Below are 18722 nucleotides of genomic sequence, written 5' to 3'. Positions count from 1 at the left end.
GTCTAGAATCCCGGCCCGGTGTTCTTCAACGTTCCAAACGCCCTGACCCTCCTTCGCATCTTTCTCGTTCCGCTCCTCGTCGTCCTCCTTCTGACGAAGCTGCCGGCGCGCGAATACATGGCGCTGGCCGTGTTCCTCCTCGCCGCGCTCACGGACTGGGCGGACGGCTGGTTCGCGCGCAGGTACAAGAAGGTGACGACGGTCGGGACGCTGCTCGACCCCATCGCGGACAAGCTGCTCGTCTCGGCGGCGCTCATCTCGCTCGTGGATCTCCAGGAGGCGGACGCGTGGGCGGTCTGCATCATCATCGGGCGCGAGTTCGCGGTGTCGGGTCTCCGCTCGATCGCGGCGACGCACGGGATCACGATCGCGGCGAGCAAGCTCGGCAAGTGGAAGATGGGGACGCAGATCGTCGGGATCTCGCTCATGATCCTCGGCGCGAAGCTCGACGACATCGGCCTCTGGCGCAAGACGGGCCGCGCGGCCCTCTACGTCATGATGGCCATGGCCCTCGTCTCGGGCTTCGACTACTTCCGGAAGTTCCTCAAGCCGTTGCTGGCGATGGAGCGGACGCCGGAGTCGTGACGCGGCGGAAGACGGCCTTCCGGATGGGCCGGCCGCTTCTCAGGAACTTCAACTCGTAGTTCGTGCCGGTCGACCACTCGCCGGCCTCCTCGGGAGAGAGCTTCGCAAAGAGAGGCTCCGCAGACAGGACGGCGTCGATCACGGCCCAGTACTCCGCGTGGTCCGACGCGACGCGCAGGAGGCCGCCAGGCTCGAGCGCGCGCGCCGCCGCGGAGGCCCACTCGGGGGCCACGAGGCGGCGCTTGTGGTGCCGCTTCTTGGGCCACGGGTCCGGGAAGTAGACGTGCAGCGCCGCGAGGCAGCCGGCGGCGAGGCGCGCGCGCACGAATGCCTTGCCGTCGAGCCGCTCCACGCGGACGTTCGTGAGGCCCGCGCGCTCCGCCCGCACCCGCACGATCGCCGCGTACTCCGCCTCGATCTCGAGGCCGAAGAAGTCGCGCTCCCGGTCCGCGGCCGCGGCGCCGAGGAGGAAGCGGCCCTTGCCGACGCCGATCTCCATCTCGACGGGCGCGGTCCGCCCGAAGATCGCGGAGAAGTCGACGACTCCCGCCTCGGCGCTCTCGCCGGGAAGGAAGATCTTCGGCGGCGGGACCCTGCCGAGGTTGCGCGGCCCCGTGCGCGGAGGCCGGGGCGGCAGGACGACCCCGGAGCGCTTGAGCGCGCGGCGGACGGAGGGGCGGCTCACGTCACACCACCAGGGCGCGCGGGATCACGAGGACCCGGACGCCGACGTCGCCGAGCACATGCGCCTGGCACGCGAGTCGCACGTTCGGTCCGAGGTCGTAGGCGATCTCGTTCTCCCCGATTGGAGAGAGATTCTCGGACCCGGCCACGACCTCGACGCGGCACGTCGAGCACGTGCCCCCGCCGCCGCAGACGCGGCCGATCGGGACGCGCAGCGCGTCGGCGGCCGCGAGGACGGTCGTGCCGGCGGCCACCTCGGAGCGGCGGCCCTCGTTCAGGAAGACGACCTTCGGCATCAGAGGCGGGCGATGACCGCCTGGGCGTAAGCGGCGGTCGTCGCGGTCCCGCCGACGTCGCGCGTCTTCGCGCTGCCGTCGGCCATCGCGGCGTTGAGGGCCTTCTCGATGCGCGCGGCGCGTTCGTCCTCGCCGATGTGGCGGAGGAGCATGGTCGCCGAGAGGAGAAGGGCGGTGGGGTTCGCGATGCCCTTGCCCGCGATGTCGGGCGCCGAGCCGTGCACCGACTCGAACACCGCGCACTGCGTTCCGAGGTTGGCGCCGGGCGTGATGCCGAGCCCGCCGACGAGCCCGGAGGCGAGGTCGCTGATGATGTCGCCGTAGAGGTTTTCGAGCAGCAGCATGTCGAACTGCTTCGGGTTCATGACGAGCTTCATGCACGCGGCGTCCACGATGACGTCGTCGGCCTGGATGTCCGCGTATTCCTTCGCCACCGTGCGGAAGCAGTCGAGGAAGAGACCGTCCGAGAGCTTCATGATGTTCGCCTTGTGGACGGCCGTGATGCGCCGGCGGCCGTGCGTGCGGGCGTACTCGAAGGCGAAGCGCGCGATGCGCGTGGAGGCCTTTTCCGTGATGATCTTGATGGACTCGACGACACCCGGCACGACGACGTGCTCGATGCCCGAGTAGAGATCCTCGGTGTTCTCGCGGACGACGACGAGGTCGAGGTCCCCGTATCGCGAGGCGACGTTCGGGAGGTTCTTCACGGGACGGAGGTTCGCGTAGAGGTCGAGGGCCTGGCGAAGCGAGACGTTCACGCTCTTGTAGCCGCCGCCGATCGGGGTCGTGACCGGGCCCTTGAGACAGACCTTGGTGCGGTGAATGGAGGCCACGATGTCGGGTGGAAGCGGATTGCCCGTGTCGCGGAACGCGACCTCCCCGGCGTCGTGGCGCTCCCACGTGATGGGGGCGCCGGCGGCCGCGAGGATCTCCACGACGGCGGCCGTGATCTCGGGGCCGATGCCGTCGCCGGGGACGAGGGTCACGATGCGGTTCTTCGGGGTCACGATGGGGTCGCCTTTCGGTTGTCGGCGTCGTCCGCGGGCCGCGGCGCGTCCGGTCGGAGAATGCGAACGCGCTCGATGGCCCGGGGAGTGGCGCGCTCGATGAGGAACTCGACGCCGCCCGCGCGGGTGCGAGCGCCCGCGCGGGGGATGCGTCCGAACTTGCGGAGGAGGAATCCGGCGACCGTCTCGGCCTCCGGGTCGTCGAACGAGACGGCGAGGTCCCGCTCGAGTGAGGCCAGAGGATACCCTCCTTCGACGAGCAGGGAGGTCCCCTCGGCCACGGGCGGCCGCGCGGGCTCGTCGTGCTCGTCGAAGATGTCTCCGACGATCTGCTCGATGAGGTCCTCCAGCGTGACGAGACCGGCGACGGCGCCGCTCTCGGCCACGACGACCGCCATGTGGAAGCGGCGGCGCCGCATCTCGCGCAGGAGGTCCTCGGCGCGCTTCAGCTCGGGGACGAACACGGCGGGCCGCAGGTAGCGCGAAAGGTCGAAGGTCGCCTCGTCGGCGTCCGTCACGTCGAAGAGGTCCTTTACGTGGAGGACCCCGATGACCTCGTCCTCGTGGCCTCGCGTGACGGGGTAGCGGCTGTAACGGTGCTCGCGGCAGACCGCCTCGACCCGCTCGAACGACGACGCGACGTCGAGCGAGACGATCCGGGCCCCCGGCACCATCGCGTCGCGTACCGGCGTGTCGCCGAACGCGAGAACGGCGTGCAGGAGGTCGCTCTCCTCGCGCTTGAGACCGCCCTGCTCGCGCGAGAGCGAGATGACGCTCTTGACGTCCGCCTCGGTGACGTCCGCGGACTCCCCGACGCCGAACGGCCCGAGGATCCATCGGGCGATGGCCGAGAAGAAGATCGTCGCGGGGGACAGGAGCCTCACGAAAGTCTCGACGGGGCCGACGAAAAGGATGGCGAGCGCCTCGGGCCGGCGGGCGGCGAGCGTCTTGGGCGTGACCTCCGAGACGACGAGGAGGAGGATCGTCGTGAGGACGGTTGCGGCGAGGACACCCCACTTCTCGCCGAAGGCCGAGATCGCGAGGCCCGCGCCGAGGGAGCCGGCGGCCGCGTTCACGAGCGTGTTCCCGACCAGGAGCGTCCCCAGAGTCTTCGGCAGGTCCGCGCGCAGGCGCTCCAGGCGCTCGGCGCCCTTCCGGCCCTCGCTTTTCATGCGGAAGACCGCCGAATCCGTCAGGGACGTGATCGCGGTTTCTGCCGCGGAGAAGAACGCCGATCCGATCGCGCAGAGGGCGTAGAGGGCGAGGAGCAGGCCGTCGTTCATGCTCCGCCTCCGGCAAGGGCCCATCCGGCGCCGCGTGGCTCCACCGGGATCGCCTCGAGGGATTCGCCCGCGCACGGCCCGGCCACGCAGAACCCGTCTTCCACGGCGAAAAGCGCGCCGTGGTTACGGCACGCGAGGAAGCCCTCCTCGGTCAGGAGCGGCTCGCCGCCGCGGTCGAGCGGGATCGGGACGTGCGGGCAGACGTTCCGGTACGCGCGGGCGCCGCCGTCCGGCGTCGCGACGAGGAGGCCGGAGACCGTGCCCGCGCCGTCCTTCCGGGGCTTCCGGAACGCCAGGGCACGGACCGAGGAGAGAGATTCGGAATTTTCTATGAAAGGCGTGCGGGAAGCGTGCTCGCGCGCGAGCGCCAGCCCGGCTTCCGATTCGGTGTCGCGGAAGTGGGCGCTGCCGGCCTCCTCGAGGAGTTGGCGGAGGGCCGGAGCGTCGAGTGGTGGCGTCGGAAGAAGCCGCGCCTCCGCTGCGGAACACCAGCGAACGGCGTCGACCGTCACGGCACGCGGCTCGCCCACGATCCCATTCACTTCGAAGAAAAGCAGCGTCACGTGCCGTGAGGAGTCCCCCGGTCCCGCTCCGGCGGTCGTGGAGAACGTGAATGGAGTCAGCCCCACGGGCGTGACGTCCATCTCCTCGCGCCACTCCCGCACGAGCGCGTCCTCCGGCGTCTCCCCGCCCTCCACCTTGCCGCCCGGAAATTCCCACAGTCCGGCCCACGGGCGGCCCGCCGGCCGGCGCGCGAGGAGGATCCGCCTCTCGCGCACGAAGATGCCGGCCACGACGAGGAGGGTGGCGGGCGCGCTCACCGTTTCACCGCCGCGCGCGCGTTCCGCACGAGCCCGCTCCGCGTGGCGCGCCAGATCGCGGAGTCGAAGAACCGGCCGCGAAACCCGTCCTCGTCGAGACCGAAGATCTCCTCCGGATCCAGCGAGGCCGCGGGTCCGCGGGCGGGGCCCGCCGGGTCCAGGGCCGCGTTGAAGGGGCAGACGTCCTGGCAGTCGTCGCAGCCGAAGAGTCGGCCATTCAGCGCGGCCTCCTCGACCTCCGTGAACGGTCCGCGCTTCTCGATCGTCAGGTACGAGAGGCACTTCGCCGAGTCGAGGACCCGCGGCGCGACGAACGCCTGCGTCGGACACGCCTCGAGGCAGGCCGTGCACGATCCGCAGCGGTCCGCGCCGTCCGTGAACGGCGAGGCGGAAGGCGCGAGCGTGACGTCCGTGAGGATTTCCCCGAGGACGACGTGCGAGCCGACGCCCGGGACGATGAGCATCCCGTTCTTGCCGATGAAGCCGAGACCCGCCCGGACCGCGATCTCGCGTTCGAGGAGGGGCGCGGTGTCGACGCATACGCGGAAGTGAGAGCCCTTCGGCGCGAGCGGCTTCACGTCGTCGACGACGCCCTTGAGGTGCCGCCGCACCACCCGGTGGTAGTCCTCGCCCCGCGCGTACGCCGCGACGTTCCCGCGGCCCGTCCCGGGGACGGCGCGGGCCACGGCGACGACCGATTTCGCGAACGGCAGAATCGAGTCGAACCGCATGCGGGCCGCCGCGTCGCGCTCGAGGTACGCCATCTCCGCATGCCGGCCCTCGCGGAGCCAATCGCGGTACGTCTCCCAGGTCACGGGACGCGAGGCCGCGAGAACGCCGGCGGCTGCGAACCCCCGCGTGAGCGCGGACGCGACCGCCGCCCGCGAGAGGGCGGCCGGGTCGGAGGGCTCGGGAGGAGGAGGATGGCGCGGAACGCGCGCCACGGCAGGCCGCATAACCACCCAGTCTATCAACGTCTTTCGTATGATCGAACGGTCATGCCGCAGTTCCGTAGTGCCCGCCTGTACCCCATCGTCTTCCTGCTCGTCCTCCTCGTCGCCGTGGGCGGGCTGAGTTATGCCGTCCTGCGCCCATTCTTCTCCGGGATCCTCTGGGCCACCATCGTCGCGGTGGCGCTCTGGCCGCTCTGGGCGAGAGTCCGCTCCCGGGCTGAAAACCGCCAGGGCCTCGCTGCGGGACTCTTCACGCTCGCGGTGGCGCTCGTCGTCCTTCTGCCGGCCGTGCTCCTCGGCGCGGCAATCCTGAACCAGGCGGCCGGGGCGGCGACCGCCGCCGCGGCCAGGCTGAAGGAGAGCGACGTCCACTCGTGGAACGACGTCCTCGCGATCCCCGGCGTCGAGCGCGTGTCGGCCTGGGTCCGCGAGACCGTCGGTCTTTCGGCGGAGGACCTCCAGACCAAGGCCCTCGAGATCGCACGAAACGCCTCTTCCTGGCTCGCGTCGGCGGGCGGGGCCGCCGTGCTTTCCTTTCTCGACATCCTGGTCACGTTCGTCCTGACGCTCTTCCTGCTGTTCTTTTTCCTCAGGGACGGCGAGGGCATGGTGGAGGCTCTCACCGACCTCATCCCGATCGACGACGCCGAACGGCGGCGGATCGTGCGCTCGCTCGGCAGCATGCTCGAGTCCATCTTCAAGGGCTCGCTTCTCTGCGCGGTCGTCCAGGGCACGTCCGGCGCCCTCGCGTGGGTCGCCGCGGGCCTGCCGTCCGCGATTCTCGCGGGCGTCGCCATGAGCATCCTTTCCCTTCTCCCGGTCGGGGGGACGGCGATCGTGTGGGGACCGGCGCTCGTCGTCCTCTTCGTCAAGGGACGGACGGGGACCGCGATCGCGTTTCTCCTCTGGAACGTCCTCGTGACGTCGACGCTCGCGGACAACGTGCTCAAGCCGATGCTGATCGGTCAGAAGGGGAGCGAGCTCTCGACGCTCCTCGTCTTCCTCGGCGTCTTCGGCGGCCTCACGGCGTTCGGCCTTCTCGGCGTCTTCGTCGGGCCGATGTCCCTCGCCGTGGGCGTGATGCTCGTGAAGATCCTGCGCGAGATCGCGAGAGAGTCGCGCGAGCCGGGTGCAGGATCCTGACGACGAGGATCCGGGGAGTCAGGGCACCCAGTCCGCCACGAAGACGTTCGTCTCGCCGGCTTTCGCGTTGTGGCGGTTCGAGCAGAACGCGAGACGCTTGCCGTCCGGGGAGAACATCGGAAAGCCGTCGAACGTCGGGTTGAACGTGACGCGCTCGAGGCTCGAGCCGTCCGTGTTCACGGCCCAGAGGTCGAAGTTTCGTCCCTTCGCGTCCGCCGCGTTCGAGCAGAAGAGGATCCGGTCGTGCCCGCCGCGAAAGAAGAACGGCGCGAAGTTCGCGGCGCCGTTCGACGTGACCTGGCGGTCGCCCGTGCCGTCGGCGCGCATCACGCGGATCTCCAGCGTCGTCGGCTTCACCAGCGAGCGGGCGAGAAGGGCCTTGAAGCTTTCGACGGCCTTCGGCTCCGTCGGGTGGTGCGCCCGGTAGACGAGCCATTGCCCGTCGTCGGAGAAGAACGCGCCTCCGTCGTATCCGACGGTGTTCGTGAGGCGCTTCACGTTCGAGCCGTCCGCGTCCATCGCGTAGAGCTCGAGGTCGCCGTCGCGGGCCGACGTGAAGACGATGCGCTTGCCGTCCGTCGAGATCGTCGCCTCGGCGTCGTAGCCCGCCGTCGTCGTGAGCCGCTTGAGGCCCGACCCGTCGGCGCTCGCGGAGAAGATGTCGTACTCGGGGAACAGCGCCCAGACGTACCCGTGCGACATGTCGGGCGGAGGCGGGCAGGCGTCGCCGCCGAGGTGCGTCGAGGCGTAGAGGAAACGCTTCCCGTCCGGGAAGAAGTAGGCGCACGTCGTCCGGCCCTTGCCGGTCGAGAGGAGACGCGTCGTCTTCTCCGGAGCGCCGGGGTCCATCTCGAAGATCTGATCGCACGCGTGCGGCGGCCGCGTGGACTGGAAGATGAGCTTCTTCCCGTCCGCCGACCAGTAGGCCTCGGCGTTTTCGCCCCCGAACGTGAGCTGCCGGACGTTCGCGAGGTGTTTCTCGCCCTCGTACGAAAGCGGAGAGAGCGTGCCCTCGAACGGGTTCGGCGGCGGCCCGTCCGCGGCGATCGCGGCGAGACCGGCCAGGACCGCTGCGGCGAGGGCAGCGGCGGCGACGACGGCGAGGGACCTGCGGTGGTTTCTCATGTTTCGCGCTTAATATAAGCGACAGATGAGCCCGAACAAGGACGACGCGGCCGGCCGCGACGCAGCCGCCCTCGCCCGGGACCTCGTGACGCAGATCTCGGCGATCTCCGCGAGCCTCTCCTCGGGCCTCGAGTCCCGCTCCGGCGCACCGCTTGCGGCGCCCGGCGCCGGGCCCGCATACGAGTGGCCGCGCGCGCTCCTCGAGAACGCCGGCCGGTTCGTGAGCCCGGTCCTTCCGGCCGAGGCGGCCCTCCGCCCGCTCAAGGCCGCGCTCCTCAGGCTCCTCCGCATCGTCACGCGCGACCAATCGACGTTCAATTCCGCGCTTCTCGAGGCCGTGCGCGGGGCGCTTCTCGAGACGGAGAAGGCCATGCGCGACGTCTCGACGTCGGCCGTCGCCGCCCGCGACGCGTCGCGCCGCGCGGAGGAGGCCGCTGCGCGTGTCGGGTCGGAGGCGGCGGTTCGGCTCTCCGAGGCGACGGCCGCACTCGAGGCTCGCCTCGACGCCGAGGCGGGGGCGATCGTAGGGAACCTCCACGCGGGCCTCGAGAGGATCGACGCGCTCGAGAGGGACCGCGACGTGCGCTTCGAGGTGCTCGCCCGGGAGAGAGAGCGAGAGAACGAGAAGACCGGGGAGATTCTTAGAAAGGTGGAAGAGGCGGGCGAAGGTCTCAGGATGCTGCGCCTCGACTGGTCCTCCCTTCGAAGCAATTTGCAGAACGTCGCCGTCGCCGGGGCGCCACCCGAGGTGAGAGGGTCCGAAGCAATCCGCGCTCATTCCGGCGGCGGCGCTCTCCGCGCCGACGACCCGCTGCGCGCGGGCCTCTACGTGAGCTTCGAGGAGCATTTCCGCGGCAGCGAGGACGAGATCCGCCGCCGGCAGAAGTCCGACGCCGCGCTCTTCCGCGGGGCGCCGGGACCCGTCGCGGACCTGGGATGCGGCCGCGGCGAGTTCCTCGAGGCGCTCGCGGCCGAGGGTGTGAAGGGCATTGGATGCGACGCGAACCCCGTCATGGCCGCGCGCGCGAAGGAGAAGAAGCTCGCCGTGGACGCGGCCGACCTCTTCGCGTGGCTCGCCGCCCGGCCGGACGGCTCGCTCGGCGGGATCACGGCGTTCCAGGTGGTCGAGCACCTTGCGCCGTCGTCGCTTTTCGACCTCGTCGAGCTTTCCGCCCGCAAGCTCGCCGCGGGCGGGCGCGTCCTCTTCGAGACGGTCAACCCGGAGTCGGTCTACGCAATGCGCTGGTTCTGGATGGACCTCACTCACGTGCGGCCCGTGCCGGCGCCATCCCTCGCGCAGCTGCTCACGGCGAGCGGGTTCCGGGACGTCTCCGTCGACTTCAGGTCTCCGGTTCCGGAGAGCGAGGGCCTGACCGCGGAGGCCGCGAAGGACCCGCGTCTCGCACCGATCGCGCGGCTCCTCTTCGCGCCGCAGGACTACGCCGTCACGGGCGTGAAGTAGGTTCGGAAATGGCCCGCATCCTCGTCTGCAACGCGCAGGTGCCGTTCGCCTCGGGCGGCGCCGAGCGGCACGCCGACGGCCTCGTGCGCGAAATCCGCGCGGCCGGGCACGAGGCCGAGCTCGTGAGGTTGCCGTTCAAGTGGTATCCGCGCGAGGAGATCCTGACGTCCGCGCTCGCGTGGCGGCTCCTCGACGTCTCCGAGGCCGACGGCAAGCGCGTCGACCTCGTCATCCCCATGAAGTTCCCGTCGTACCTCGTGAGGCACGAGAACAAGGTCGTCTGGCTCATCCACCAGTTCCGCCAGGCGTACGACCGGTTCGGGACGCCCGAGAGCGACTTCACGGCGTCGCCGGCCGACACGCGCTGGCGCGAGCTGATCGCGGACGCCGACCGCACGGGGCTCGGGGAGGCGCGGAAGATCTTCACGAACGCGAGGAACACCGCCGACCGCCTCGCACGGTTCAACGGGATCGCCGCCGAGGCGCTCTACCACCCGCCGCCGCTCGCGGGGCGGTACCGCGCGGAGCCGTCGCAGGGGTTCGCGCTCGCGGCCGGGCGGCTCGACACGTGGAAGCGGATGGACCTCGCGATCGGCGCCGCGGCGGCGGGGAAGTTCCACCTCGTGATCGCGGGCGACGGGCCCGACCGGGCGCGGCTCGAGACGATCGCGAAGAAGAGCGGCGCGAACGTCCGGTTCGCAGGGCGGGTCTCGGACGAGGAGCTCCTGACCCTCTATGCGACGTCGAGCGCGGTCATCTTCCCGCCGGCCGACGAGGACTACGGCTACATCGCTCTCGAGGCGTTTCTCTCGAAAAAGCCCGTCGTGACCTGCACGGACTCCGGCGGCCCGCTGGAGTTCGTCGTGGACGGCGAGAACGGGCGGGTCGTCCAGCCGGATCCGGCCGCACTTGGCTCCGCTGTCGCCGACCTTTTGGCGAATTCGGAGAAATCCAGGGAATTCGGAGAGAGAGGCTTTGAAAGGGTAAGAGGGATCAGCTGGAGCCATGCGGTCAGGTCCCTGCTCGAGGCGGGCGGAATTCGATGACCCCTCTTTCCGTCGGCTTCATCGGCCCGCTGCCGCCCACGCGCTCCGGCATCGCAGACTACGACTTCGAAATCCTCTCTTCACTTTCAAAGAAATCTTCTCTTTCTCTCGTCTCTTATGAACCCGACCATGCAGAGAAGGCCCTCCGGGCCGCCCACGATGTCCTCCTTTTCCAGGTCGGCAACGACCCGCTGCACGCTCCGTCCGTCGAGGCGCTGTGCGCACCGGGACGCCGGACGCCGGCCGTCGTCGTCCTCCACGACTTCGTCCTCCACCACCTCTTCGCCGCCGCGTATCTCGACCGCGGCCGGGAGGCCGAGTACGCGCGCGCCCTCGAGGCGGCGCACGGCGCGCGCGGACGCGCCCACGCCGAGGAGGGGAGGCGCGGCCCGCGAATCCCGGTTTGGGACCTCGACCCGTGGGCGTTCCCGATGTCGGCGGCGGTCGTCCGCGCGGCGGACGCGGTGATCGCACACTCGGCGCTCGTCCGGGGCGCCGTGCTGCGCGAGAGCCCGAAGACACGGGTGGTCGAGATTCCGCACCACGTGGTCGAGGCGCCCCGCACGCCGCGGGACGAGGCGCGCCGCGCGCTCGGGCTGCCACTCGGCCGGCCGGTCGCGGCGTCGCTGGGCGTCGTGACGCCCGCGAAGAGAGTCGGGAAGATCCTGGAGGCGCTCGCGTCCCTTCCGGCCGGCCGCCGGCCGTTCCTGTTCGTCGGCGGTGCGGTCGGGGAGGACGACCCGCTCCATCGGTACGTCGACGAGCACGGCCTCGAGGGAGACGTCGCCTTCGGCGGCTACCTCTCGGACGACGACTTCTGGCGCGCCGCCTCCGCGGCCGACTTCGGCGTGAATCTCAGGCACCCGACGATGGGGGAGACGTCGGGCGCGGTCTGCCGGCTCGCCGGCTTCGGCCTGCCGCTCATCGTCTCGGACACTGGCTGGTTCCGCGAGCTGCCCGACGCGTTCGCGTCCAGGGTGCCGGTCGGGGGCGACGAGGTGCCAAGGCTGGCGGCCGAGATGGAAGCGCTCGCCTTCGATTCCGAGCGCACGCATGCGCGCTCGGAGGCCGCAGTCGCCTGGGGCGAGGCGCGGCGGCCCGATCGCGTCGCCGAGGCGTACGCCGGCGTCCTGCGAGAGGCCGCGGAAGGCCGAGCGCGCCCGCTCGGCCTCCGGGGCTACGTTGCGCACGCGCTCGCCGAGGTGGGCGTCGGGCGCCCGGGCGCGTTCGGCACCGCGAGCCGCGAGCCCGACGCGGCGCTCGTCGCCGCGGCAGCGGCGCGCCTCGCGCCGCTCCTGCGCTAAAGCCGAATTGCCTTCGCGACCTCGTCCGGCGCGTCGCCCCGCCCGACTCGCTCCGCTGCCTGCCTGATTTCCTTTCTAAGAAAATCCGTATTGATTCCTCCGAAGGCGTTCGCGAAGCGCGCGAGCTTCTCGTCGGCGAGAGTCAGCAGCCGTACCCCGGGCGCGGCGTTGCCGCGCGTGAGGTGGACGCAGGCGGCCGCCACCTGGATGAGCGCCTGGAGGAAGAGCTTCGCGTCGCCCTCCGACGTCATCCAGAGCGACTCCCACTCCTCGTGCGCCTCGAAGAAGCGCCCGGCGCGGAACTCCTCGAGGCCCTTCATGAAGAGCGGATGGCGGGAGGGGTCGCCCGTTGCGTTCAGCCGCTGCCGCCCGCGGTGCGACCGAGCTTCCGAAGGAACGCCTCGACGGGCAGGTAGCCGTCGAAGCGCGCCACGAGCTCCCCGTCGCCGTTCACGACGAGATACGCGGGCAGGCCCGCGACCCGATAGCGATTCGCGACCGCGCGCCCGCTGCTCTTGTCGGTGTCCACCTTGATCGGAACGAAGGCGAGAAGCGCCTTCTGAACGCGCGGTTCGACGAAGACCTCTTCGTCCATCTTCGTGCACCAGGTGCACCAGTCCGCGTACAGGTCGACGAAGACCAGCTTCTTCTCGGCGCGCGCCCGGGCAAGGGCCTCGTCGAAGGAGAGGGCGACAAAGGGGAGAGAGAGGGAGGAAGAGGAAGATTTCTTCGAATGGTCGAGAGGCTCACCCGCCGGCGAAGCACCCTCCTCGCGGCCGCGGCAGCCGGTGGCGGCGACGGCAAAAGCGATCAGCACGCCGGCGAGAACCGTTCCCCTCTTCACCTTCAAAGAATATCCCCGGATCACCGGCTCACGAGCTCAGAAGTTCCCGTCGTGCGAGATCTTCCTCCAGCGTCTTCGAGGACCGGACCACGAACGCGTCGATCCCGAGCGCCCGCGCCGCCTCGACCATCTCGGCGCGGTCGTCCGCGAAGACGGCGTCGCGCGGCGCCGCGTTTGCGAGGGCGAGAGCCGCGGCGAAGTGCGCCGGATCGGGCTTGGCGGCGCCGATCTCGAACGAGAGAGCGCGCCGCGGCAGGAGGCGGGGAATCTCGGGAGCGACGGCGAGAACGCCCTCCCAGTGGAGCGCGTTCGTATTCGACACGAGGACCGGCGTGACGCCCGGCGCAAGCCGCAGAAGCAGCGCGAGGGCGCGCTCGTCTCGGAAGAAGATGTCGCGCCACGCCGGAATCCAGACGTCGTCGGGAAGCCGGGGGAGGGTCGCGGCCGCTTCCACGGCGCGGAAGAACGCGCCCGCGCCGATGCGCCCGAGGTCGAAGTCGCGCTCGAGCGGTCCGAAGACGTGCGGCTTCAGCGTGGCTGCGGAAATGCCCGTGACTTCCTCGAGCCGCGCGAGCGTCAGCCCGTGGTCGAAGCGGACGAGGACGTTGCCGAGGTCGAGAAGGAGGGCGCGCGCCACGCTACGGTCGGGCCGCCTGTCCGGGGATGAGGTACGGGTCGCCCGTCCGGAGGTCCGTGACGGTGGCGTAGCAGAGCACCTTGGCGCCGTTCGAGAGGTCCACGTAGACGTTCAGGCGCCACGGGCCGCCCGGCGGCGGGTTCGAGGAAGCGAAATCCTGGTAGAAGATGTCGTTGAGCTGGGTGAGGGAGTACGGCGGGACGACCTTGACGACCGTCTTGTAGACGTTCCCGACCGAGTCCACGAGTTGGACGCCCGCCTCGAGAGTCGTGCCCGTCGGGTTCATCACGACGGCGTTCGTGCGGTGGTTCGCATCGTTGACGAGCCCCGTGACGTAGAGATCGCCGAAAATCGAGTTGTCGAAACCGAGCGCGTTGCGGAGGGCCTGTCCGGGCGAGAACTGGCCGTACGTGCCGGGCGTCGCTCCCGCGACGTTGAACGTGTTGCTCGTGACGATGAGGGGGAGGCTGCCCCTCACCTCGAGGAGGCCGTAGCTCGAGCTCTTGCCGAAGTAGTCCTTGACGATGTCCGACAGCGTCACCGACTCGCGCGGATCGAGGTCGGGCGTGATGCGGATGCCCGGCGAGGCCGCGCCGTCGCGGTCCGCCTCGGTGTAGTAGAGGTCCACGACGGCCTTGATGTTCGGGTCGGGGTTGAAGATCCAGACGTCGGTGCGGAAGACGCCCGACGCGCCGTTGATGTGGACGGCCGGCAGGAACGAATCCGACGAGACGATCGAATCGAGCGCCGTCCGTCCGGCGGCGTCTCGCGGCGGTGCGGGAACGCTCGCCCGCGGCGCGACGGGCGCCGGCCGGGGATCGGAAGCCGGCTCGGCGGCGGGCGCGGAGGCGGCGGCAAGAAGCGCGAGGAGGGCGAGGGCGGGTACGAAGCGTTTCGTCATGGTCCGTCTCCATCTCCGATCTTCGCAAGGAACCTGCCAGCCTGCCCGGCCCAAAAAAGAGAAACGCCCCGGCGAGCCGGGGCGTCCTCGTGCTCCGTTAAGGGAGCGGTACTTACTTCGTGGCGGGGGCGGACGTCGTCGTGACCGTGGTGGTGGTCGTGGCCGTCGTCGCCGTGGCGGCGTCGGGGGCCGTAGTCGTGGTGGTCGTGGACGTCGTCTTGGTCTCCTCGACGACCTTCGGGGCCTCGGCCTTCACTTCGGGCTTCTTCTCCTCGGGCTTGGAGCAGGCAACGAGCGACGTGGCGAGGGCGACGAGGGCGAGGGTGGACGTGAGCTTCTTCATGTTCTGGGTTCTCCTTTTTCGATTTCGTTCTTGTGGAACGTTGCGCCTTCTGGCGTCTTCTGGAACGAGCGTGTTGAAACCGGGCTTGACGTGCGAAACGGGCGGGAACACTCCAACTCCGACGGAATGCACTCCGCCTCGAGCTTCGGGGAGAGGATACGGGAAACGCCCGTTCTGTCAAGCCTGTCAGTGACTTGGCCCGGAAAGGTCGCCTGATACACTCCGCGCGGCGATGTTCGAGTCCCTCTCCAACCGGCTGCAGCGTGTCTTCAAGGAGCTGCGCGGCGAAGGCCACCTGACCGAGTTCCACGTCGACGAGGCGCTGAAGGAGATCCGCACGGCGCTCCTGGAGGCCGACGTCAACCTGAGCGTCGTCAAGGACTTCACGGCCGCCGTCCGGGAGAAGGCCGTGGGGCAGGAGGTCCTGACTTCCTTCTCGCCCGCCCAGCAGGTCATCAAGATCGTCCGGGACGAGCTGACGGCCATCCTCGGCGGCCAGCAGGCGCCTCTCGCGATCAAGAAGCGGCCGTCCGTGATCCTTCTCGTCGGCCTTCAGGGCTCGGGCAAGACCACGACCGCGGCCAAGCTGGCCCTCCACCTCAAGAAGGGCTTCGGCAAGCAGGTTCTTCTCATTCCGGCCGACGTGCACCGCCCGGCCGCGACCGAGCAGCTCCGGACGCTCGCGAAAGAGAACGGCCTGATGGCGTTCGACCCGAAGGGCGAGATGGACGCCGTGGCCCGGGCGCGGGCGGCCGTGAAGGATGCGAAGCTCTTCGGCTACGACGTGGCGATCGTCGACACCGCGGGCCGGCTCCACGTCGACGAGGTCCTCATGGACGAGGTCGCACGCATCCGGGCCGCCACCGAGCCCGACGAGATCCTCTTCGTCGCGGACGCGATGACCGGCCAGGACGCCGTGCGCTCGGCGGAGGCGTTCGGCGCGAAGCTCCCGCTCACGGGCGTCATCCTGACGAAGACGGACGGCGACGCGCGCGGCGGCGCCGCGCTCTCGCTCGCGAAGGTCGTCGGCAAGCCCCTGAAGTTCACGGGCACCGGCGAGAAGGTCGCGGACCTCGAGCCGTTCCACCCGGACCGCGCCGCATCGCGCCTCCTCGGCCTCGGCGACGTCCTGACCCTCATCGAGAAGGTCTCCGCCGAGACCGACGAGGCCGCGGCCCTCCGCGCGGCGGAGAAGCTCCGGAAGAACACGTTCACGCTGACGGACCTGCGCGAGCAGATGACGCAGCTGAAGAAGATGGGTTCGCTCGGCAGCCTGCTCGGCCACCTCCCGAAGGTCGGGCCGATGAAGCAGCTCCACGACCTCGAGATCCCCGAGAACGCCACAAAGAGCCTCGAGGCGATGATCGACTCGATGACGCCCGCCGAGCGGGAGGATCCGAAGATCCTCGACGCCGGCCGCAAGAAGCGAATCGCGAAGGGCTCGGGGACGAGCGTTCCCGAGGTCAACCAGCTCCTCAAGCAATACCTCTCGATGAAGAAGATGATGAAGGGCGCCGCGCGCATGCGCGGCTGACGTCCAGAAGAAAAGGAAAGAAATGCTCAAGATCCGTCTGCGCCGCGTCGGCGGCACGAACGCCCCGGCCTACCGTATCGTCGTCTCCGACAGCCGCCGCACGCCGACCGCCAAGGTCCTCGAGGAGCTCGGCCACTACGACCCCACGAAGAACCCGCCGCTTCTCAAGCTCGATCGTGAGAAGGCGAAGGCGTGGATCGCGAAGGGCGCCTCCGCCTCCGAGACCGTGCGGAAGCTCATCGCGAAACCCGCCTGACGCGCGAAGCGCCGGCGCGCGAGAACGATCGAGTGACCTCGCCCGAAGACCGGGTCGTGATCGGCAGGGTCGTGAAGCCCCACGGCCTGAAGGGCGAGGTCGTCGTCGAAGTGCTGACGGATTTTCCGGAGAGATTCTCTGAAGGGTTAAGAGTCCGCCTCTCCGGCGGTGCGCACGAGGTGCGAGAGGTCCGCATCGCGGCGGCACGCCCGCATCAGGACCGCGTTCTCCTCACCTTCGAAGGAATTTCGGACGTTTCGGCGGCCGCGACGCTCAGGAACGCGGAGTTGAGCGTGAACGCGCAGGACGTCGCTCCCCGCCCCGATGGCTTCGTCTACCACTGGGAGATCGAGGGGGCGGAGGCCTTCGACGAGAAGGGCAGCCGGCTCGGGCGCGTCAGTTCCCTCGCCGACGCGGGCGGGCGCCCGATCCTCGTCCTCGAGACGGTACGGGGGGAGCGGGAGGTCCCGTTCACGGCCCCCATCGTCGTGTCGGTCGACGTCGCGCGAAAACGCATCGTCCTCAATCCGCCACCAGGTCTCCTCGACTGAGGTCCGCCATGCGCTTCGACGTCGTGACTCTCTTTCCCGGGTACTTCGCCTCGCCCTTCGACGAGTCGCTCGTCGGCCGAGCGGTGGAGGCCGGGCTCCTCGACCTGCGTGTCCTGGACCTGCGCGACTTCAGCGACGACGCCCACCGGAAGGTGGACGACGAACCCTACGGCGGCGGCCCCGGAATGGTCCTCACCGCTCCCGTGATCTTCGCGGCCGTGGACGCGCTGCGGGGCGAGGCGGGCGCTCCGGCGCCGCATGTCGTCTTCCTTTCCCCGCAGGGGCGCCGGTTCGACGCCTCCGTGGCGAAGGAGCTCGCGGCCCGGCCGCGCGTCGCCCTCGTGTGCGGGCGTTACGAAGGCGTCGACGAGCGCACGCGGGAGGCCGGCCTCTTCGACGAGGAGATCTCGCTCGGCGACTTCGTCCTCTCCGGTGGGGAGGTCGCGGCCCTCGCGATCGTCGAGGCCGTCTCGCGCTACGTGCCCGGCGTCGTCGGCGACGCGGGGAGCGTTCGCGCGGACAGCTTCGAGGACGGCCTCCTCGACCACCCCCACTACAGCAGGCCGCGGGAGTTCCGGGGCCTCGCCGTTCCGGACGTCCTTTTCTCGGGCCACCATGAGCTGATCCGCCGCTGGCGGCGCCAGCAGCAGCTCGAGGCCACGTGGAAGCGCCGTCCCGATCTGCTCGAAAGGGCTCCCCTCTCAGCGGAGGAAAGGGCCACCCTTGAGCGACTTGCCGGGCGGCCGCGATCCACGTAGAATCGGCGGCTACGGGCGAACTTTCCGGGGTGCGGATGTACGTGTCCCTGCCTGATTCCCCCCGTCAGTTTCGTGTTGGAGGTTCCGAGATGTCGGACAAGCTTCTGATGGCCGAGAAGGCCGGACTCAGGTCGGATGTTCCCCCGTTCGCTCCCGGCGACACGGTCAAGGTCCACGTCAAGGTCAAGGAAGGCGAAAAGGAACGCATCCAGGTCTTCCAGGGCCTCGTCATCGCCCGCAAGGGCGGCGGCGTGAGGGAGACGTTCACGGTTCGCAAGATCTCCCAGGGTGTCGGCGTCGAGCGCACGTTCCCCGTGCACTCTCCCGTCCTCGAGCGCATCGAAGTGGAGCGCCACGGACAGGTTCGCCGCGCGAAGCTCTACTATCTCCGCGCGCGCCGCGGCAAGGCCGCCCGCATCGCCGAGAAGCGCGACAACTAAGCTCCACACTCTCCGCCGCGGGTCGCCCCGGGGCGGGGTACAGTTGAGGCACGATGGGACCTGGCGCCGGCCGGAATGCATGCGACCTGGGGTCTGAGAGGAAACGTGTCTCTGCATTGTTTCGGATCGAGGACGACGCGCGTGCCGAAGGCCACCGGTTGATCGCCGGCGTCGACGAGGTCGGGCGGGGCTGCCTCGCGGGACCGGTCTACGCGGGCGCGGTCGTGTTCGAGGGGCCGCAGCCGCTCCTCGGCCTCGACGACTCCAAGGCGCTCCTGCCCGAGGTTCGCGAGGACCTCGACGTCCGCATCCGTGCCGCGGCCGCGGGGGCCGCGGTCGGCGCGGCGACCGCCGCGGAGATTGATGCGCTCGGCATTGTGGACGCGACGCTTCTCGCGATGCGCCGGGCCCTCGAGAACCTCGCGCGCGCCGGCGCGACTCCGTCACTCGTGTTCTTCGACGCGGTCCACATGCCCGGCCTCGACGTCCCGCAGCGCGCCTTCATCCGGGGCGACGCGCGGGTCGCGGCGATCGCCGCCGCGTCGATCGTCGCCAAGACCGCGCGCGACGCGCGGATGGACGAGCTCGACGACGTCTTCCCGTTTTACGGCTTCTCGTCGCACCGCGGCTACGGGACGCCGGAGCACCTCGCGGCGCTGAGGCGCCACGGGCCGAGCCCGGAGCACCGCCTCACCTTCGAACGCGTCCTCGTGCGCCGCCGCGCCGGGGCGCCCCGGGCGGCCTGAAGC

Annotated in this window: 22 protein-coding genes; 11 read left to right on the top strand and 11 right to left on the bottom strand. The window is 70.0% G+C overall.

The genetic code is table 11. The annotated features are described in order from the left end of the window. Positions 1–18 precede the first annotated feature (18 nt). Positions 19–585 carry a CDP-diacylglycerol--glycerol-3-phosphate 3-phosphatidyltransferase gene (gene pgsA, locus IPL89_07900; GenBank protein ID MBK9063103.1) on the top strand — a complete coding sequence of 189 codons (567 nt, stop codon included), beginning with the start codon at positions 19–21 and terminating at the stop codon, positions 583–585. Here pgsA and trmB read toward each other — a convergent pair. From trmB to IPL89_07875, 5 genes are read right to left on the bottom strand one after another with little or no spacing between them, the layout of a single operon-like run. Then, on the bottom strand, positions 545–1270 hold the full coding sequence (trmB, locus tag IPL89_07895) for a tRNA (guanosine(46)-N7)-methyltransferase TrmB (protein MBK9063102.1): 726 nt from the start codon (positions 1268–1270) through the stop codon (positions 545–547). The two genes, pgsA and trmB, sit on opposite strands and share 41 nt — an antisense overlap. 1 nt (position 1271) lies before the next feature. Next, a complete protein-coding gene (locus IPL89_07890; protein ID MBK9063101.1) occupies positions 1272–1565 on the bottom strand; it encodes a (2Fe-2S)-binding protein in 294 nt (97 codons plus the stop codon). Continuing rightward, entirely contained in the window at positions 1565–2554 is a 990-nt protein-coding gene (locus IPL89_07885; protein MBK9063100.1) for an isocitrate/isopropylmalate dehydrogenase family protein, read from the bottom strand. Before IPL89_07885 ends, IPL89_07890 begins: the two co-directional genes overlap by 1 nt. Before the next feature lie 14 nt (positions 2555–2568). Next, entirely contained in the window at positions 2569–3855 is a 1287-nt protein-coding gene (locus tag IPL89_07880; GenBank protein MBK9063099.1) for an HlyC/CorC family transporter, read from the bottom strand. Next, complete coding sequence (locus IPL89_07875) at positions 3852–4958, bottom strand: NUDIX domain-containing protein (GenBank protein MBK9063098.1); 1107 nt, start codon at positions 4956–4958, stop codon at positions 3852–3854. Before IPL89_07875 ends, IPL89_07880 begins: the two co-directional genes overlap by 4 nt. A gap of 716 nt (positions 4959–5674) precedes the next feature. Between IPL89_07875 and IPL89_07870 the strand changes: the two genes are divergently transcribed. Next, the gene (locus IPL89_07870; GenBank protein MBK9063097.1) at positions 5675–6772 is read left to right on the top strand and encodes an AI-2E family transporter; all 1098 of its coding nucleotides are present in this window, start codon (positions 5675–5677) and stop codon (positions 6770–6772) included. 18 nt (positions 6773–6790) lie between these two features. Here the strand turns inward: IPL89_07870 and IPL89_07865 are convergent, their stop codons facing one another. Further along, positions 6791–7897, bottom strand: a complete 1107-nt coding sequence (locus IPL89_07865) for a PD40 domain-containing protein (GenBank protein ID MBK9063096.1) — start codon at positions 7895–7897, stop codon at positions 6791–6793. 25 nt (positions 7898–7922) lie between these two features. On the opposite strand from IPL89_07865, the gene IPL89_07860 reads away from it, so the two are divergent. The 3 genes from IPL89_07860 to IPL89_07850 are packed head-to-tail and all read left to right on the top strand — an operon-like array spanning position 7923 to position 11709. Beyond that, complete coding sequence (locus IPL89_07860; GenBank protein ID MBK9063095.1) at positions 7923–9359, top strand: class I SAM-dependent methyltransferase; 1437 nt, start codon at positions 7923–7925, stop codon at positions 9357–9359. A gap of 8 nt (positions 9360–9367) precedes the next feature. Then, positions 9368–10405 carry a glycosyltransferase family 4 protein gene (locus tag IPL89_07855; GenBank protein ID MBK9063094.1) on the top strand — a complete coding sequence of 346 codons (1038 nt, stop codon included), beginning with the start codon at positions 9368–9370 and terminating at the stop codon, positions 10403–10405. Continuing rightward, positions 10402–11709 (top strand): glycosyltransferase, encoded by a 1308-nt coding sequence (locus IPL89_07850; protein ID MBK9063093.1) that lies wholly within the window; start codon positions 10402–10404, stop codon positions 11707–11709. The genes IPL89_07855 and IPL89_07850 overlap by 4 nt, the downstream gene beginning before the upstream one ends. Here IPL89_07850 and IPL89_07845 read toward each other — a convergent pair. The 5 genes from IPL89_07845 to IPL89_07825 form a co-directional block, all read right to left on the bottom strand. Beyond that, the gene (locus IPL89_07845) at positions 11706–12029 is read right to left on the bottom strand and encodes a DUF309 domain-containing protein (GenBank protein ID MBK9063092.1); all 324 of its coding nucleotides are present in this window, start codon (positions 12027–12029) and stop codon (positions 11706–11708) included. The two genes, IPL89_07850 and IPL89_07845, sit on opposite strands and share 4 nt — an antisense overlap. A gap of 35 nt (positions 12030–12064) precedes the next feature. Further along, the gene (locus IPL89_07840; protein ID MBK9063091.1) at positions 12065–12553 is read right to left on the bottom strand and encodes a thioredoxin family protein; all 489 of its coding nucleotides are present in this window, start codon (positions 12551–12553) and stop codon (positions 12065–12067) included. A gap of 28 nt (positions 12554–12581) precedes the next feature. After that, positions 12582–13190: an HAD-IA family hydrolase gene (locus IPL89_07835; protein ID MBK9063090.1), complete on the bottom strand. Its 609-nt coding sequence runs from the start codon at positions 13188–13190 to the stop codon at positions 12582–12584. A gap of 1 nt (position 13191) precedes the next feature. Then, positions 13192–14091: a hypothetical protein gene (locus tag IPL89_07830; protein MBK9063089.1), complete on the bottom strand. Its 900-nt coding sequence runs from the start codon at positions 14089–14091 to the stop codon at positions 13192–13194. Positions 14092–14203: 112 nt separating this feature from the next. Further along, positions 14204–14434 carry a hypothetical protein gene (locus IPL89_07825; protein MBK9063088.1) on the bottom strand — a complete coding sequence of 77 codons (231 nt, stop codon included), beginning with the start codon at positions 14432–14434 and terminating at the stop codon, positions 14204–14206. 232 nt (positions 14435–14666) lie between these two features. Here IPL89_07825 and ffh point away from each other — a divergent pair, with 232 nt between their 5' ends. The 6 genes from ffh to IPL89_07795 all read left to right on the top strand — a co-directional run bounded on the left by ffh (position 14667) and on the right by IPL89_07795 (position 18719). After that, positions 14667–15968, top strand: a complete 1302-nt coding sequence (gene ffh / locus IPL89_07820; protein ID MBK9063087.1) for a signal recognition particle protein — start codon at positions 14667–14669, stop codon at positions 15966–15968. Positions 15969–15990: 22 nt separating this feature from the next. Beyond that, on the top strand, positions 15991–16224 hold the full coding sequence (gene rpsP / locus IPL89_07815) for a 30S ribosomal protein S16 (protein ID MBK9063086.1): 234 nt from the start codon (positions 15991–15993) through the stop codon (positions 16222–16224). A 32-nt stretch (positions 16225–16256) separates the two neighbouring features. Next, on the top strand, positions 16257–16775 hold the full coding sequence (rimM, locus tag IPL89_07810) for a 16S rRNA processing protein RimM (GenBank protein ID MBK9063085.1): 519 nt from the start codon (positions 16257–16259) through the stop codon (positions 16773–16775). Positions 16776–16783: 8 nt separating this feature from the next. Then, entirely contained in the window at positions 16784–17533 is a 750-nt protein-coding gene (gene trmD / locus IPL89_07805) for a tRNA (guanosine(37)-N1)-methyltransferase TrmD (GenBank protein MBK9063084.1), read from the top strand. Between the two features lie 89 nt (positions 17534–17622). Continuing rightward, positions 17623–17973: a 50S ribosomal protein L19 gene (gene rplS, locus IPL89_07800; protein ID MBK9063083.1), complete on the top strand. Its 351-nt coding sequence runs from the start codon at positions 17623–17625 to the stop codon at positions 17971–17973. Between the two features lie 53 nt (positions 17974–18026). After that, positions 18027–18719 (top strand): ribonuclease HII, encoded by a 693-nt coding sequence (locus tag IPL89_07795; protein ID MBK9063082.1) that lies wholly within the window; start codon positions 18027–18029, stop codon positions 18717–18719. Positions 18720–18722 lie beyond the last annotated feature (3 nt).

This window comes from Acidobacteriota bacterium, from assembly GCA_016716715.1.
Classification (GTDB): Bacteria; Acidobacteriota; Thermoanaerobaculia; order UBA5066; family UBA5066; genus Fen-183.
This window is presented reverse-complemented; position numbering and strand designations above follow the sequence as displayed.

Coding starts and splice junctions, on each gene's coding strand:
- IPL89_07855 (MBK9063094.1), top strand. CDS start 9,368: ATGGCCCGCATCCTCGTCTGCAACGCGCAGGTGCCGTTCGCCTCGGGC.
- IPL89_07865 (MBK9063096.1), bottom strand. CDS start 7,897: ATGAGAAACCACCGCAGGTCCCTCGCCGTCGTCGCCGCCGCTGCCCTC.
- IPL89_07860 (MBK9063095.1), top strand. CDS start 7,923: ATGAGCCCGAACAAGGACGACGCGGCCGGCCGCGACGCAGCCGCCCTC.
- IPL89_07890 (MBK9063101.1), bottom strand. CDS start 1,565: ATGCCGAAGGTCGTCTTCCTGAACGAGGGCCGCCGCTCCGAGGTGGCC.
- IPL89_07880 (MBK9063099.1), bottom strand. CDS start 3,855: ATGAACGACGGCCTGCTCCTCGCCCTCTACGCCCTCTGCGCGATCGGA.
- rpsP (MBK9063086.1), top strand. CDS start 15,991: ATGCTCAAGATCCGTCTGCGCCGCGTCGGCGGCACGAACGCCCCGGCC.
- IPL89_07850 (MBK9063093.1), top strand. CDS start 10,402: ATGACCCCTCTTTCCGTCGGCTTCATCGGCCCGCTGCCGCCCACGCGC.
- ffh (MBK9063087.1), top strand. CDS start 14,667: ATGTTCGAGTCCCTCTCCAACCGGCTGCAGCGTGTCTTCAAGGAGCTG.
- trmD (MBK9063084.1), top strand. CDS start 16,784: ATGCGCTTCGACGTCGTGACTCTCTTTCCCGGGTACTTCGCCTCGCCC.
- IPL89_07830 (MBK9063089.1), bottom strand. CDS start 14,091: ATGACGAAACGCTTCGTACCCGCCCTCGCCCTCCTCGCGCTTCTTGCC.
- IPL89_07825 (MBK9063088.1), bottom strand. CDS start 14,434: ATGAAGAAGCTCACGTCCACCCTCGCCCTCGTCGCCCTCGCCACGTCG.
- IPL89_07795 (MBK9063082.1), top strand. CDS start 18,027: ATGGGACCTGGCGCCGGCCGGAATGCATGCGACCTGGGGTCTGAGAGG.
- rplS (MBK9063083.1), top strand. CDS start 17,623: ATGTCGGACAAGCTTCTGATGGCCGAGAAGGCCGGACTCAGGTCGGAT.
- IPL89_07870 (MBK9063097.1), top strand. CDS start 5,675: ATGCCGCAGTTCCGTAGTGCCCGCCTGTACCCCATCGTCTTCCTGCTC.
- IPL89_07845 (MBK9063092.1), bottom strand. CDS start 12,029: ATGAAGGGCCTCGAGGAGTTCCGCGCCGGGCGCTTCTTCGAGGCGCAC.